The organism is Kocuria sp. KD4 (genome assembly GCF_011769905.1).
Taxonomy (GTDB): Bacteria; Actinomycetota; Actinomycetes; order Actinomycetales; family Micrococcaceae; genus Kocuria; species Kocuria marina.
The window spans coordinates 2,640,643-2,656,132 of record NZ_CP050449.1 but is presented as its reverse complement, the minus strand read 5'-3'; the positions used below and the strand labels follow the sequence as shown (position 1 = coordinate 2,656,132).

Genomic DNA, 15,490 nt, shown 5'->3' with positions numbered 1-15,490 from the left:
GGAAACCATGACCACGACCACGGCCACCGGGGCCCCCAGCAAGGCCCAGCGTGCCTACGACTGGATCAAGAGCCAGATCATGACCCAGGCGTTCTCGCCCGGCTACCGCCTGGTGCTCGCAAGCATCGCGGAGGCCCTGGAGATGTCCGTGGTGCCCGTGCGCGAGGCCATCCGGCGGCTCGAGGCGGAGGGCCTCGTGACCTTCGAGCGCAACGTGGGTGCGCGCGTGTCCATGGTCAACGGTGAGCAGTACCGCTACAGCATGGAGACCCTCGGTCTGTTGGAGGGTGCGGCCACCGCGCTGTCCGCGGAACACATGACCGCGGCGGACCTCGCGCACGCCCGCCAGCTCAACGTCTCTCTGGAGGCGTCCCTGAAGAACTTCGACCCGCAGGCGTTCACCGAGACCAACCACGAGTTCCACCGGGTGCTCGCGTGCCGGTGCCCCAACGAACGCCTCAACGACCTCGTGATGGTCGAGTGGGAACGGCTCAACCACCTGCGCACCTCCACGTTCTCGTTCATCCCCGAACGTGCGCGCGCCTCGGTCAACGAGCACTACCACATCCTGCACCTCATCGAGACCCGCGCCCCGGCCGATGCCGTGGAGCGCGCCGTGCGCCAGCACCGCTCCGCGACCCTGCGCAGCTACCTCAGCAGCCGCGCCGACACCCACGAGGAGCCGCAGCGCCGGAGCTCGTGAACCACCGACCCACCCGTACCGATCGGGCCGCCGGCCGGGCGCACCCGGTCCCTCAAGAACACGCAATCAGAAGCAACCCGTCACAAGTCACCGACTGGAGGAGTCATCCCATGGCAGCCCTGCAGGAGACCAAGCCCGAGAACCTTCCCGATTCCATCCGCCACTACATCAACGGCGAATGGGTGGATTCCGTGGACGGGGACACGTTCGACGTGCTCAACCCTGTGACCAACAAGCCCTATATCAAGGCCGCCTCCGGTAAGAAGGCGGACATCGAGGCCGCCGTGGCCGCGGCCAAGAAGGCGTTCGACGAGGGCCCGTGGCCCAAGATGCTGCCCCGCGAGCGCTCCCGGGTGCTGCACAAGATCGCGGACATCGTGGAGTCCCGCGGTGACCAGCTCGCCGCTATGGAGTCCTACGATTCCGGTCTGCCCATTACCCAGGCCCTGGGTCAGGCGCGCCGCGCCGCGGAGAACTTCCGCTTCTTCGCGGACCTGATCGTCGCCCAGATCGACGACGCCTACAAGGTCCCCGGCCGCCAGGTGAACTACGTCAACCGCAAGCCGATCGGTGTGGCCGGGTTGATCACCCCGTGGAACACCCCGTTCATGCTCGAGTCCTGGAAGCTGGGTCCGGCCCTGGCCACGGGCAACACCGTGGTGCTCAAGCCGGCCGAGTTCACGCCGCTGTCCGCGTCCCTGTGGCCGGGCATCTTCGAGGAGGCCGGTGTCCCGGCCGGCGTGTTCAACCTCGTCAACGGGTACGGCGAGGAGGGCTACGCCGGTGACTCGCTCGTGAAGCACCCGGACGTCCCGCTGATCTCGTTCACGGGCGAGTCCCGCACCGGGCAGATCATCTTCGGCAACGCCGCGCCCTTCCTCAAGGGTCTGTCCATGGAGCTGGGCGGCAAGTCCCCGGCCGTGGTGTTCGACGACGCCGATCTGGAGGGCGCCATCAACGCAACGATCTTCGGCGTGTTCTCCCTCAACGGCGAGCGCTGCACCGCGGGTTCGCGCATCCTGGTCCAGCGCGGGATCTACGACGAGTTCGTGGAACGCTACGCGGCCCAGGCCAAGCGCGTGAAGGTGGGTCTGCCCTCGGACCCGTCCACCGAGGTGGGCGCGCTCGTGCACCCCGAGCACTACGAGAAGGTCATGTCCTACGTGGAGATCGGCAAGCAGGAAGCCCGTCTGGTGGCCGGTGGCGGCCGCCCCGAGGGCTTCGAGACCGGCAACTACGTGGCCCCCACGGTGTTCGTGGACGTCAAGCCGGACGCCCGGATCTTCCAGGAGGAGATCTTCGGCCCGGTCGTGGCGATCACGCCGTTCGACACCGAGGAAGAAGCCCTGGAGCTGGCTAACAACACCAAGTACGGCCTGGCCGCCTACATCTGGACGAGCGACCTCAAGCGTGCCCACAACTTCGCGCAGAACGTGGAGGCGGGCATGGTGTGGCTCAACTCCAACAACGTGCGTGACCTGCGCACGCCGTTCGGCGGCGTGAAGGCGTCCGGGCTGGGCCACGAGGGCGGCTACCGCTCGATCGATTTCTACACGGACCAGCAGGCCGTGCACATCAACCTGGGCGAGGTGCACAACCCCGTGTTCGGCAAGCAGGAAGACGCCGCCGAAAAGATGGACGCCTGAGCGTCCCACCTCCTCCAACAACCCGGTACCACCCACGAGAAGGACACACCATGACGAATCCCGCTGATCGGACAATGACGTCCTCGGGCTTCTACGTTTCGCAGGAAGCTCCGATTACCACCGACAACCCCATCACGACCCCGTCCGTGCCCGCGCCGGACATCCTGCGCTGCGCGTACATGGAACTCGTGGTCACGGACCTCGTGAAGTCTCGCGAGTTCTACGTGGACGTGCTGGGGCTCACGGTCACGGAGGAGGACGAAAACACCATCTACCTGCGTTCGATCGAGGAGTTCATCCACCACAACCTGATGCTGCGCCAGGGCCCCGTGGCCGCCGTGGCCGCGTTCTCCTACCGTGTGCGCACCCCCGAGGACCTGGACAAGGCCGTGGCCTTCTACCAGGAGCTCGGCTGCCGCGTGCAACGCCGCGCGGAGGGCTTCACCAAGGGCATCGGCGAGTCGGTGCGCGTGGAGGACCCCCTGGGCTTCCCGTACGAGTTCTTCCACGACGTGGAGCACGTGGAGCGCCTGGCCTGGCGCTACGACCTCTACACCCCGGGTGCCCTGGTGCGCCTGGACCACTTCAACCAGGTCACCCCGGACGTTCCCCGCGCTACCAAGTTCATGCAGGACCTGGGCTTCCGTGTGACCGAGGACATCCAGGATGAGCAGGGCACGGTGTACGCCGCGTGGATGCGCCGCAAGCCCACCGTGCACGACACCGCCATGACCGGCGGCGACGGTCCCCGGATGCACCACGTGGCCTTCTCCACCCACGAGAAGCACAACATCCTGGCGATCTGCGACAAGCTCGGTGCGCTGCGCCGCTCGGACATGATCGAGCGCGGCCCCGGCCGCCACGGCGTGTCCAACGCCTTCTACCTGTACTTGCGCGACCCGGACGGTCACCGCGTGGAGATCTACACGCAGGACTACTACACGGGTGACCCGGACAACCCCGTGGTCACGTGGGATGTCCACGACAACCAGCGTCGCGACTGGTGGGGCACCCCCGTGGTTCCGTCCTGGTACACGGACGCCTCCCTCGTGCTGGACCTGGACGGCAACCCGCAGGAGGTCGTGGCCCGCACCGAGGAGTCCGAGCTCGCGGCGACCATCGGCGCGGACGGCTTCTCCTACACCCGCCCCTCCGAGGGCGAGGAGTCCATGCCCGAGTGGAAGAAGGGCGAGTACAAGCTGGGTCACCAGCTCTGACCGTTCGGCTTCCACGACCAACGCGAGGGAGACACCATGCTGGAGAAGGAACGCATCACTAAGATCGCGGACGATCTGGCCGCGGCCGAGCGCGAGCGCACCATGATTCCGCGGCTCACGCAGCAGTACCCGGAGATGACCGTGGAGGATTCCTACGCGGTGCAGAACGAGTGGCGCCGCCGCAGCGAGGCCGCCGGACGTCGGCTGGTGGGGCGCAAGATCGGGCTGACGTCCAAGGTCATGCAGGAGGCCACGGGCATCACCGAACCGGACTACGGGGCGATCTTCGCGGACCAGGTGTACGAGAACGGCTCCGTGATCCGCCACGACCAGTACTCGAACGTGCGCATCGAGGTGGAACTCGCGTTCGTGCTCCGGGACGAGCTGACCGGGCCGAACGTGACCATCTTCGACGTCCTGCGCGCGACCGAGTACGTGGTCCCGGCGCTGGAGATCCTCAGCTCGCGCATCGAGATGGAGGGCCGCACGATCGTGGACACCATCTCGGACAACGCGGCACTGGGTGGGATGGTCTACGGCGGTAACCCCGTAGCTCCGGACTCCGTGGACCTGCCCTGGGTCTCCGCGCTGCTGTACCGCAACGAGAGTCTCGAGGACACCGGCGTGGCTGCGGCCGTGCTCAACCACCCCGCGAACGGTGTGGCGTGGCTGGCCAATAAGCTCGCCGCGCACGACGACACCCTGCCCGCCGGAAGCATCGTGCTGGCCGGTTCCTTCACCAAGCCCATGTGGGTCCACCCCGGGGACACCGTGCACGCCGATTACGGAGATCTGGGGGCCATCACATGTCGGTTCGAGTGAACGATCTGATCCACGCGTTCCGCGCGGAGGACGCTCCCAACCTGCCCGGTGTGCTGCCGAGCCTCAAGGACCTCTTCCCGCTGGCCTCTGACGATCAGCCGGTGATCGGGATGTTCCACTCCTCCGGGGATCCCGCCGCCGCGGAGATCCTGGCCGGGACCGGTTTCGACTACCTGCTGATCGACGGCGAGCACTCGCCGCTGTCGCTCGAGACCATCCAGTCCGTGCTGCGCGCGATCGCCGCCTACCCCACGCTCGGAGTCGTGCGGGTCCCCGAGAACAGCGAGGTGCTCATCAAGCAGTACCTGGACCTCGGGGCCCAGTCGCTCGTGGTGCCCATGGTCGACTCGGTCGAAGAGGCGCAGGCCGCCGCTCGGGCGGTGGCCTATCCGCCCGGGGGTGTGCGCGGCGTCGGCTCCGCCCTGGCCCGCTCCGGCCGGTGGAACCGGATCCCCGGGTACCTGACCCGGGCACGCGAGACCATCACGCTGATCGTTCAGGCGGAGTCCGCCGCTGCCGTGGAGAACGCCGCCGCGACCGCCGCCGTGGACGGCGTGGACGGTGTGTTCATCGGCCCGTCGGACCTCGCCGCGTCCATGGGGCTGCTCGGTCAGCAGACCCACCCGGACGTCGTGGCCGCCGTGAAGCACGTGATCTCGGAGGTGAAGGCCGCCGGCAAGTTCGTGGGCGTCAACGCGTTCGCCCAGGGCCAGGCGCGGGACTACCTCGCTTCGGGCGCGGACTTCGTGAACGTGGGCGCCGACGTCGCTCTGCTCGCCGCCGGCAGCAAGGCCCTGCTGGAGGCGTTCCGGAAGTAGCCGCCGAGGGCCGGCGTCGCGCCGCAGCTCTCGGGCCCGGCAGGCCATCCGCGCACTTCGAGGCACTCCGAAGCCACCGGCGATTTCTGGGGCAGCTAAAGCCAGGCACGATTTCCTAGGCACTCCAAAACCACTCGCTCGCCGGATACTGGCTCCAGGGTGCCCAGAATTTCGATACTGGCTTCCGTACGTCCCAGAATGCACGCGGCACTGCCTGAAATCTTGTGGCTCAGAGCGTCGCGTGTCAGTCCATGGAAATGCTGTGCAGCATCGCTTGGATGGCGGGGACGTCCGGGTGAGTGGCGACCGTGGTGTTCAGGATGTCGACCAGTTCCTCATCGGTGACGAACCTCCCGGTCGTGTTGACCGGGCCGGTGGAGAACTCGACCCACAACTCGCGACCCGTCTCGCCTCCCGCCAGGCTCACCAGGCCGGAGGAGTTGACCTGCGAGAGGCCGAAGAGCACGGAGTCCTCGTCCGGACCCTTGGCGCTGCGGAGGTACGCGGAGTACGTGCTCACCTGCGCCCCGATGTCCTCGGACAACTGTGTGGTCTCACCGGGCACCGTGTAGCGGGGGGACGTGAACCAGTCCTCGCGCAGCGGTCGTACGTCCGTGGTGGCGATCCGACCCATCGCCTGACCCGTGGGGCTCGTGAGCTCCAAGTACCCCTGATCCGTCTTCGCGGTCCACGAGGCGGGGTACTTCATGCTGAAGGCCCCGTCCGGCGCGGTGTAGGTCTCGGACAGGGCGATCGTGTCACCTGTCTGGTCGCCCGGTGCGGGCTCGGTCGGTTCAGTGGTGGCGCCGGGCGCCCCAACCGGTTCGGAACTCGCATCCGACGCCGAGGGCGTGGATGGTGCGGTCGTTCCGGAGTCCCCGGGCTGTGTCGCCGACGGCGCGGCGGACCCCGCAGTCGACGTCGCCGTCCCGCCCGATTGCGGCGGTGCGGTGCTGTGCGTGGTGGTGTCGGAGCTCGTGGGGGTGGCCGCGCCGTTCGACGCGGTGCACCCCGTCAGAGCGAGGGCGGACGTGATACCGAGGGTGATGGCCCAGCTGCGGGCTGTGTTGTGTGTCATGGCACCAGCGTGGATCCGAGACATGTTGTTTGCAATAGTGAACAATAAAGTGTGATGCACCTGTGATGTAGGGCACCTCAGTGGTTGCCCATGTCGCAGGGGTGTTCTCGAGTGATCGGATCGGCGTGCCCACTCGGATCACCCGCCGAAAAACATCAGTGCGGTCATCCCGGCAACCCACCGGAATGACCGCACCGGCCACTCTCCCCGCGCTTTTTGCCCCGCCCCGACGAACGGCCGGCGGGTCGTCTCTAGTCGACGGCCCGGATGGACTTGAGGATCGCGTCCACCGTGCCGGCCTCGTCCGTCTCGTTGATCTGATTGACCAGCTTGACCCCTTGGCTCTGGGACAGCGGTCGGTGCCCCTTGTTCACGGGGGCGTAGTAGAACTCCGCCCACAGTTCGTCCCGCTTGTCCCCGCCCGGGAGGGACACGATGCCCTGGCTGCCGGACTCCGTGAGCCCCCACAGGATCGAATCGCTGCGCTCGCTGTGCGGCGGGGCCGGGACGTAGGTGGAGTACGTGAACACCTGGGTGCCCACCTGCTTGCTCAACCCGGTTTCCTCCCCGATCAGGGGGTGGGCGGGGCGGGTGAACCAATCGCCCTTGGGGGGTCGGACCTTGGTGGAGGCCACCTTGCCCTGGACCTTCCCGTCCGGGCTGGTCAACTCCAGGTACCCGTTGTCCTTCTGGACCTTCCAGGACTTGGGGTACTTCACCGTGAACAGTTTCGCCGGATCCGTGTAGGTCTCCGTGAGCTCGTAGACGTCCGCGCTGTGGTCGGCATCCGGAGTGGCACTCGCCCCGGACTGCGCCTCACCGGACGGCGAGTCACCGGTCTGGGGCTGTGTGCCGCTCGCGTCGGTGCTCGTCTGCTCCCCACCCTGCGGCGTGCTCCCCTGGGTGGCCCCGGCGGCGTCGTTGCCCAGGCCGGAATCGTTGCTGGACCCGCATCCGGTCACTGCGAACGCCCCGACCAGGGCAAGGGTGGTCATCCATGTTCGAGGTGATGTCGTCTTCGCCATAGCAAACAGGCTGACAACTTGTCCGGGTCGCTGCAATGCCACATCCGCGTTGTAATCAACCCGTGATTTTTCATTTTCATAGAACGCAGTTCCGTCCCCGCGTAATCCCACGATGACCTGGGAGAACGCGGTTCACGGCGACGTCGAACTCTTAAGGGGACAACACTGTCCCTTTTGGGGGACAACGAGCGAAGTGTCCGTGAACATTGCGGCGTCAGTGTGTGGGGGAGCCGGGTCCGAGCGGGATGCCCAGGCCCCACCAGGCCAGGAAGAACAGGAACCACACCACGATCATGGCCAGGGACAGGGGTAGCACCATGGACATGAGAGTGCCGATCCCGGCCTTGGGGTACCAGCGCTGGATGAAGCCCAGGGTCATGGCGAAGAACGGGTTCAGCGGCGAGAGCACGTTGGACGGGGAATCCCCGATGCGGAACAGCATCTGCGTGGTCTCCGGGGGGATGGACAAGTACATGAACATGGGCACCAGCACGGGCGCGGTGAGGGTCCACTGCGCGGAGCCGGATGTGATGAACAGGTTGATCACGGAGATCAGCACCACCATGCCCGCGAAGAGCACCACGGGCGGGACCCCGGCGGAGCCGAGCACCCCGGCGGTCTTGATGGCCAGTACGGTGCCCATGTTGGACCAGTCGAACCACGCGATGAACTGGGCGGCCGCGAAGAACAGCACGATTAGGGGTGCCACCTGGGTGATCGCGGAGGCCATCATGGGCGGCACGTCCGAGGCCTTGTCGATGGTCCCGGCCACGATCCCGTAAGCGATACCGCACACAAAGAACAGCAGCCCGATGGGCACCGCGACACTGCTGATCAGCACCGAGGTCAGGGGGGTGCCGTCCTCCCCGGGGAACGGTGTGCCGGGGATGAACAACAGGGTGAAGTAGATGCCCAGGCCCGCGACGAGCGTTCCCACGGCGGCCCACAGGGCGGTGGTCTCCCGCCGGGACGTGACCGTCAGGGTCTGGGCCGTGAAGGTCTCGGCGTGCTCGCCGTCGCCGGCCTCGGCCGCCCGTGCGGCCTCCGCCTCGGAGCGTTCCGCCGCGTGGTACTTCTTGGTCATCCGGGTCAGGACGGTCTCCGAGACCAGGGTGATCACGAGCGCCAGCACCACGGCGGAGGCCGCGGAGAAGAAGTAGTTGGCGATGGGGGAGACCGTGTACTCGGGATCCACGAGCTGCGCCGCGGACTGGGTGATCCCGCCCACCAGCGGATCGGTCAGGTTGACCACCAGCGAGGCGTTGAAGCCGGCCGAGGACGAGACGAACGCGATCACCGCGCCCAGCACGGCGGAGCGGCCGGCCGCCTTGAACGCCGCCGCGCCCAGGGGGATCAGCACCACCACGATCGCGTCCGAGGCCACGGAACCGGTGACACCCGTGAGCGCGAGCACGAACGTGAGCCATCCCGCCGAGACGCGGGAGACCACGAGTTTCACCGCGGTGTTGATGAGCCCGCTGCGTTCGGCGACGGCCACGCCCAGCAAAACCGTGATCACCACGCCCAGGGGCGGGAAGGAGGCGAAGTTCTCCACGGCGTCGCCCACCATGGCCTGCAGCCCCTCGGACGTCAGCAGGTTGTGAACGGTTTCCACGTCCCCGGTCGCGGGGTTCTGCGCGGTGACACCGGCCGTCGCGAGTACGGCGGACAGCACCGCCACGAGACCGGCGAGAATCACGAAGAGCCAGAACGGGTGCGGCAACTTGTTGCCCACCCACTCGACGCCGTTCAGGAACCGCAGCAGTGCGCCGTCGCGCCCGGAGGTTCCCGAGGGCGGTCGGCCGCCGGGCGCGGGGTCCCGCCCCGGGCCGAGGGCGGGCGAGCTGCCGGCCGCGGCATGCACGGTGAACGAAGGGTCGGTCATGGCCCGGTTCTTTCGTGGTCGGGGACGCGGCACCTGCGGTGCCCGGAAAGCCCGAGACTATCAAGGCCACGCAAACACGAGCGCCCGGTCGAACGGGTGTCCGACCGGGCGCGCTTGGGGGACCGCCGTCAGTTGTTCGGCAGGTCCTTGGGTGTGAGGTAGCGCTCGCCGTCCTCGGTGGTCTCGAGGTCGTAGTCGCGTTCCTGCTCCTGGACACGGTCCTCGACCATGTGCGAGTGCCGCACGGGTTCGATGTCCGGCATCTCCTCGGCGCGCTCGTACTGGGCGTTGCCCTCGTCGTCGACCTCGCCGTCCACGTCCGGGCGGTCGGCGGGGTTCGCGGAGATGTTCGGGTTGGGATCCCCGGGCCTGGGCTGGAACTTCCGCGTTCCGGCCAGCGCCTCCGAATCGACGTCGCGGGCGCTCTGCTCGTCCACGGTGCCCTCGCCCACGTTGGGGAAGCCGGTCTCCTTCAATGCCTTGGGCGGCTTGCCGTGGTCCGCGGCGTGGTCATCACGCACGACGTCGCGGTCGTCACGGACGGTGCGCTCCTCGACGACGTCGCCGCGATCGGTCGCGTTCACCGCGCCGTCGACGGTGCCCGGATCGGTGGCGCCCGCCGGGGGGACGCTGGTGCGACGGACCGCGCCGGGTTGGTCGGGGTCCCCTTCCGCGGAACTCTCATCCGGTTGGGTGTCGCGGCCGGCGCGGGAGTCGTCGTGGCCCTGCACTGTGGTGGGCTGGTCGGGATCGTCGATCTGACCGGCGGACGCGATGGGATCCGGGTTCTCGGGTTGCTGAGTCATGACGTGCCTCCTGTATTGTCCGTGGCGCTAACCACTGTGGTGCTTCCCATCTTGGCACCGAGGTGGGGAAACCGTAAGTACCGTGATGGATGGTTCAGCCCTGAGGGGACGTCTCCACGGGGCGGTCCGTGTGGGAGTACTGGGACCAGCTCCCAGGGAACAGCCGTCCCGTGCCGAGTCCCGCGTGCTCGGCCACGAGGAGGTTGTGGCACGCCGTCACACCGGAGCCGCAATAGGAGATCATGTGGTGCGCGTCCGTGACCCCCGCGCGCTCGAATCGCTCCCGCAACTGCTCCACCGGTTGCAGGGTCTGTCGCTCGGTCAGGTGCTCACGGCACGGGACGTTCACGGCGCCCGGGATGTGGCCGGGGCGCGGATCCACGGGATCGGGGGTGTTGCCCGCGAACCGTGTGCGGTCGCGCGCGTCCACGACCAGCGGGCCGTGGACCGCCTCGTCGATGCTCGCGAGCGCGTCGGGCGGCCACGGCACCGGGGTGAAACGTGCCTCGGGGAGGACCGTGCGGCGTCGTTCCAGCTCGCCGGAGCCTGCGGCAGACAGGCCGCCGTCGAGCAGCGCGGCGCGGTGGCCCGTGGTGCGCAGCATCCAGATGAGGCGCGCGGCCATGACGTTGCCGGCGTCGTCGTACGCGACCACCGTGGTGTCGTCGCCGATGCCCGCCCGGGACATCGCCGCGGCGAAATCCTCGGGGGTGGGCAGCGGGTGCCGACCCTTCTCCGGGGAGGCCGGGGCCGCGAGCGCGGTGGCCACGTCCACGAACACCGCGCCGGGCAGGTGTCCCTGCAGGTAGGCGGCCTCCGCGCTGCGTCCGTCCAGGTACATGCGGGCGTCCGCGATCACCACGTCCTCGCGGTGCTCGGCGAGCCAATCGGGTGATACGAACGGGTCCATGACCGTCTCCCCCACTTCCTGCGACGACGTCCTCCGACGACGACGCCGCGTGCTGTCTCCCAGCCTAGGCCCGGTACGTGCGTCCCTTCACGAGGAACGCGGGATGACCGATAAGCGCCGGTTATGGCAGGAGGTGGTCACCAGCTCTGTTCCTGCTCGAGCGCGGGATCCGGACCCACGGCGTCCCCGGGTCGCGCCCACGTGGCGGGGTCCAACAGGACGTCTTTGACGCGCAGGGCGGCGGGGGACAGCGGTTGCTGCGTGCGCCAGCCGACGACGGCGGTTTGTTGCGCCACGCTCTCCCGCACCTTCCGGATCACGCATTTGGCGCCCATGATCTCCCGCACCTGCTCGGGCACGAGCGCCACCCCGCGCCCGGCCGCCACGAGCGGGACACATGTTTGCAGCGTGGACACCTCCGTGACGGCCGCCGGGCGGGTCGTGGGGCGTTCGCGCCACACGTTGGCCAGTAACTCCGGCAGCCCGGACAGTCCCGGGTAGCGGGCGGGCACGAGCCACGTCTCGGACGCCAGGTCCGCCAAGGAGACATAAGGCGGTAGGGTGTCCATGCTGCGCGGCAACAGCACCACGAGCGGCATGGTCAGCAGGGGTTCCAGGGAGAGGTCCGCGCCGTGGATCCGCCGCAGGGCGGAGACGTCCGAGGTCAGGACGACCCCCAGATCGATCACGCCCTCGTGCAACGTGCGCAGTGTGATGTCCGGGGAGGGGTTCCGCAGGTCGATGTCGATGTCCGGGGCCGCGCTCTCCAGGATGTTCAGCGCGTGCGGCAGGTGCCACCACTCGAACGCGGGTGCCACGGACAGGGTGACCTGACCCCGCCGACCCTGGGCGATCGACCGCATGCGCGCTGTGGTGGACGCGAGGTCGTGCAGGATGCGCCGGGCGTCCGTGGCGAGTTGTTTGCCGGCCTCGGTGGGCCGGGTGCCGCGTGCGCCGCGGTGCAGCAGCGGCACCCCGCATTCCTTCTCGAGTTGCTTCACGGTGTTGCTCAGAGCCGGTTGCGTGATCCGCAGGGCCGCGGACGCGGCAGTGAAGCCCTGGTGGTCTACAACCGCGAGGAAGTACGTGAGCTGGCGGGTATCCATAATGTTTCCTTATGTCTGACTAGAAAAAATTGTCTTGGATCTATGGATATGGTGTGCACCACACTGGGAGGACATCAGGATCGTCCAGTCAAGGCAGGTTTCCCATGTCCATCCAGCGTTCCGACTCAGCGCCCCGGCCGACGGTCTTCGAGCACACGACCCTGGGACAACGTGTCCTGTTCGGCTCGGGCAAGGCCGCCGAACACCTCGTGGCCGAACTCGACCGCCTCGGCGCCACGCGCCCCATGATCATCGCGGGGGAGCACGAAGCCGAGCTGGTCCGGCAGGTCGCCGAGCGTGCGCAGCCCGCCCTGACGTGGAACGACGTCGTCCAGCACGTCCCCGTGGAACTCGCCGAGCGCGCGCGGGACGCCGCACGCGAGGCGGACGTGGACGCGCTCGTCACCGTGGGCGGCGGCTCCACCACGGGGCTGGGCAAGGCCATCGCACTGATGTCCGGGCTGCCCCTCCTGGCCGTGCCCACGACCTACGCGGGCTCCGAGGCCACGAGCATGTGGGGTATGACGGAGGACCGCACCAAGTCCACCGGCCTGGACCCCAAGGTGCTGCCCGAGACTGTGATCTACGACGCCGAACTCTCGCGTTCCCTGCCCGTGGGCCTGTCGGTCGCGTCCGGGCTCAACGGACTCGCGCACTGCGTGGACTCGCTGTGGGCGCCCAAGGCCGATCCCATCAACCAAGCGCATGCGCTCGAGGGTGCGCGGGCACTCACGATCGCCCTGCGGGGGATCGTCAAGGACCCCGAGGGCATGCACGCCCGTGAGCAGGCGCTCTACGGCTGCTACCTCTCCGCGCTGTCGTTCGCGTCCGCGGGCTCGGGGATCCACCACAAGATTGCGCACGTGCTCGGGGGGACGTTCAACCTGCCCCACGCCGAGACCCACGCGACCGTGCTGCCGTACGTCCTGGCGTTCAACGCCCCGGCCGTCCCGGAACTCGCCGGTCGCCTCGCCGCCGCGCTCGGGTACGAGGGCACCGTGGCCGGTGGGGAGGCCCGGGCCGCCAACGACGCACTGGCCGCACTGCGGAAGGACCTGGACGCACCCCGGGCGCTGTCCGACGTCGGCTTCACCGAGGAGGACGTTACCGAGGCCGTGGAGCGCTCGCTCAAGGCCATCCCGGAGTCCAACCCGGTCACGCCCACGACCGAGAACCTCACCGTGCTGTTGCGCGCGGCCCTGCAGGGGGAGAACCCCTCGGTGGTCACGGCCGCGACCGGTGACGCGTCCGACAGCACCGAGAGCGAGGAGCAGTGCCAGCGCGAAGCGCAACTCACCGAACAGGTCCTGGCGTCCTTCGACGAGTCCCCCGACCAGCGCCTCGCGGAGGTGCTGCGCAGCGTCGTGACCCACGCCCACGCCGTCGTGCGCGAGACCCGGCTGACCGAGGACGAGTGGAACGCCGCGATCAAGTTCCTCACGGACGCGGGGAACATCACCACGGACACCCGTCAGGAATTCGTGCTGCTCTCGGACGTGCTGGGCATCTCCATGCAGACCATCGCCGTGAACAACCAGGCCTACGAGGACGCCACGGAAGCCACCGTGTTCGGCCCGTTCTTCGCCCAGGACGCCCCGCGTATCGACCAGGGCGAAGACATCGCCGGGGGTGCCCCGGGCCAGCCGTGCTGGGTCGAGGGAACCGTCAAGGACACGGACGGCAACCCCGTGGCAGGTGCGCGCATCGAGGTGTGGGAGGCGGACGACGAGGGTCTGTACGACGTCCAGCACACCGACGGCCGGGTCTACGGCCGCGCATGGCTCGAATCCGACAACGATGGGACGTTCCGCTTCTGGGGCCTCACACCCACCCCGTACCCCATCCCGCACGACGGGCCCGTGGGCAAGATGCTGCAGAGCACCGGGCGCTCGCCGTACCGCGCCGCCCACCTGCACTTCATGGTCTCGGCCCCGGGGCAGCGCACGCTCGTGACCCACATCTTCGTGGAGGGGGATCCGCAGCTCGAGGCCGGCGACTCGGTGTTCGGCGTCAAGGACTCCCTGATCAAGACGTTCGAGACCCATGACGCGAACGAACCCACCCCGGACGGTCGCCGCCTGGACGAGAGCTGGGCCAGCACCCGCTTCGACGTGGTGCTCGCCCCCGAGGACGTCTGAGCCCACCCCTTTCCCCTCCACCGCGAGCGCCGTGCCGTCACGGCGCCGCCGGATCGTCCTCCGCCGTGGTCGCGGACGGCACCGAGCTGCCCGTGGACGAGCGGGACGCCGAGCTGTACTACCGTCCGACGACGCGCCCCGGCTCGCGGCTGCCCCACGCGTGGCTCGGGCTCGCCGACCCGCGGGAACCCAGCGTGTCCACGCACGACATCTGCGGGCACGGCCGGTTCACGGTGCTCACCGGGATCAACGGCGCCAAGTGGGCGGACGCCGCCAAACGGGTGGCCGAGGAGCTCGGCATCCCGCTCACGGCCCACGTGATCGGGCCGGAGCAGGAGTACGAGGATCTTTACGGTGACTGGGCCGGACTGCGCGAGGTCGCGGACGACGGCATGGTGCTCGTGCGCCCCGACAACCACGTGGCCTACCGTTCGCACGGGATGGCCGAGGATCCCGCGGCCACGCTGACCGAGACGCTGCGCGCGGTGTTGGGCAGCGGGGGAGGGTGCGCTTCAGGGCGGCCGGAGCTCCGTGAGTGCTCGCGACGCTTCCGAGCAGGACTCCGGGGGCGCTTCCGAGCAGGGAACGCGGGACGCTTCTCAGCAGGGGGCCCGGGCATGAACGTCGCACCGCGGCCACTGAGTCGGGAGGACGCCTCCCGTTACGCCACGCGCGTGACCCTGCTGGGGACCTCCGGTGGGCCGCCGTGGTGGGACGGCTCCGACCGGGTGGGCATCTCCACGCTGCTCACCGTGAACGGTTCGCAGTACCTCATCGACTGCGGTGAGGAGTGGGGCCCGTCCTACCGCCGCTGCGGGGAGTCCACTCCCGGGTACCGTGGAGCATGACCAAAAAACTGATGACCGCCCGCCGCAGGGCCCACCGCGCCGCGCTGTTCACCGGATTGGCACTCACGGGGATGGGGACCCTGCACCTCGTGAAACCGGAACCGTTCGACCACCTGATCCCCGAACAGCTGCCCGGCACCGCCCGGCAGTGGTCCATCGGCTCAGGATTCGCGGAACTCGGGACCGCCGCGCTGCTGCTCATCCCCGCCACACGCAAGGCCGGCGGGGTGGCCGCGGCCGCCCTGTTCGTGGGTGTGTGGCCCGGCAACTTCAAGATGGCGTGGGACTGGCGCCACGCGTCCGCCGCGAAGCAGGCGATCTCCCTCGGCCGCCTCCCGCTGCAGATCCCCATGATCATGAGCGCGGTCAAGATCGCCAAGAACGCATAGGTCCCGGGGCCGCCCCGCACCCGCGGGCGGCCGGGTGGTTCCGCGTGAGACGCGCCGTCGACGTCCGCACGGAGACGGCCCCTGCGCCCCGGCAGCACT

The 15,490-nt window shown here is 68.6% G+C and carries 14 protein-coding genes; 8 read left to right on the top strand and 6 right to left on the bottom strand.

Features of this window, described 5'->3' with window-relative positions; translation table 11 throughout:
- The first annotated feature begins 7 nt into the window (after window positions 1-7).
- The 5 genes from HBK84_RS11855 (at window position 8) to HBK84_RS11835 (ending at window position 5,206) form a co-directional block, all read left to right on the top strand.
- The gene (locus tag HBK84_RS11855; RefSeq protein WP_085106849.1) at window positions 8-703 is read left to right on the top strand and encodes a GntR family transcriptional regulator; all 696 of its coding nucleotides are present in this window, start codon (window positions 8-10) and stop codon (window positions 701-703) included.
- Window positions 704-813: 110 nt separating this feature from the next.
- Complete coding sequence (gene hpaE / locus HBK84_RS11850) at window positions 814-2,349, top strand: 5-carboxymethyl-2-hydroxymuconate semialdehyde dehydrogenase (protein ID WP_167318993.1); 1,536 nt, start codon at window positions 814-816, stop codon at window positions 2,347-2,349.
- Window positions 2,350-2,399: 50 nt separating this feature from the next.
- Complete coding sequence (gene hpaD / locus HBK84_RS11845; protein WP_167318992.1) at window positions 2,400-3,566, top strand: 3,4-dihydroxyphenylacetate 2,3-dioxygenase; 1,167 nt, start codon at window positions 2,400-2,402, stop codon at window positions 3,564-3,566.
- Window positions 3,567-3,602: 36 nt separating this feature from the next.
- Window positions 3,603-4,388, top strand: coding sequence for a 2-oxo-hept-4-ene-1,7-dioate hydratase (gene hpaH, locus HBK84_RS11840; protein ID WP_167318991.1), 786 nt, complete (start codon window positions 3,603-3,605; stop codon window positions 4,386-4,388).
- 110 nt (window positions 4,389-4,498) lie between these two features.
- Complete coding sequence (locus HBK84_RS11835; protein ID WP_240919145.1) at window positions 4,499-5,206, top strand: aldolase/citrate lyase family protein; 708 nt, start codon at window positions 4,499-4,501, stop codon at window positions 5,204-5,206.
- Window positions 5,207-5,450: 244 nt separating this feature from the next.
- Here HBK84_RS11835 and HBK84_RS11830 read toward each other — a convergent pair whose 3' ends face one another.
- From HBK84_RS11830 to HBK84_RS11805, 6 genes are all read right to left on the bottom strand, one after another.
- Entirely contained in the window at window positions 5,451-6,284 is an 834-nt protein-coding gene (locus tag HBK84_RS11830; RefSeq protein ID WP_167318989.1) for a hypothetical protein, read from the bottom strand.
- A 251-nt stretch (window positions 6,285-6,535) separates the two neighbouring features.
- Entirely contained in the window at window positions 6,536-7,309 is a 774-nt protein-coding gene (locus HBK84_RS11825) for a hypothetical protein (protein ID WP_206069161.1), read from the bottom strand.
- Between the two features lie 214 nt (window positions 7,310-7,523).
- Window positions 7,524-9,194 carry an AbgT family transporter gene (locus tag HBK84_RS11820; protein ID WP_085106843.1) on the bottom strand — a complete coding sequence of 557 codons (1,671 nt, stop codon included), beginning with the start codon at window positions 9,192-9,194 and terminating at the stop codon, window positions 7,524-7,526.
- 128 nt (window positions 9,195-9,322) lie between these two features.
- The gene (locus tag HBK84_RS11815; RefSeq protein ID WP_144997776.1) at window positions 9,323-10,000 is read right to left on the bottom strand and encodes a hypothetical protein; all 678 of its coding nucleotides are present in this window, start codon (window positions 9,998-10,000) and stop codon (window positions 9,323-9,325) included.
- A gap of 94 nt (window positions 10,001-10,094) precedes the next feature.
- Window positions 10,095-10,910: a sulfurtransferase gene (locus HBK84_RS11810; protein WP_206069160.1), complete on the bottom strand. Its 816-nt coding sequence runs from the start codon at window positions 10,908-10,910 to the stop codon at window positions 10,095-10,097.
- A 137-nt stretch (window positions 10,911-11,047) separates the two neighbouring features.
- Window positions 11,048-12,016, bottom strand: coding sequence for a LysR family transcriptional regulator (locus HBK84_RS11805; protein ID WP_167318987.1), 969 nt, complete (start codon window positions 12,014-12,016; stop codon window positions 11,048-11,050).
- A gap of 104 nt (window positions 12,017-12,120) precedes the next feature.
- Between HBK84_RS11805 and HBK84_RS13170 the strand changes: the two genes are divergently transcribed.
- The 3 genes from HBK84_RS13170 to HBK84_RS11790 all read left to right on the top strand — a co-directional run bounded on the left by HBK84_RS13170 (window position 12,121) and on the right by HBK84_RS11790 (window position 15,391).
- Window positions 12,121-14,154, top strand: a complete 2,034-nt coding sequence (locus tag HBK84_RS13170) for a maleylacetate reductase and hydroxyquinol 1,2-dioxygenase domain-containing protein (RefSeq protein WP_370520546.1) — start codon at window positions 12,121-12,123, stop codon at window positions 14,152-14,154.
- Window positions 14,155-14,219: 65 nt separating this feature from the next.
- Window positions 14,220-15,002: a hypothetical protein gene (locus HBK84_RS12720; protein ID WP_206069159.1), complete on the top strand. Its 783-nt coding sequence runs from the start codon at window positions 14,220-14,222 to the stop codon at window positions 15,000-15,002.
- The gene (locus HBK84_RS11790) at window positions 14,999-15,391 is read left to right on the top strand and encodes a hypothetical protein (RefSeq protein ID WP_085106837.1); all 393 of its coding nucleotides are present in this window, start codon (window positions 14,999-15,001) and stop codon (window positions 15,389-15,391) included. The genes HBK84_RS12720 and HBK84_RS11790 overlap by 4 nt, the downstream gene beginning before the upstream one ends.
- Window positions 15,392-15,490 lie beyond the last annotated feature (99 nt).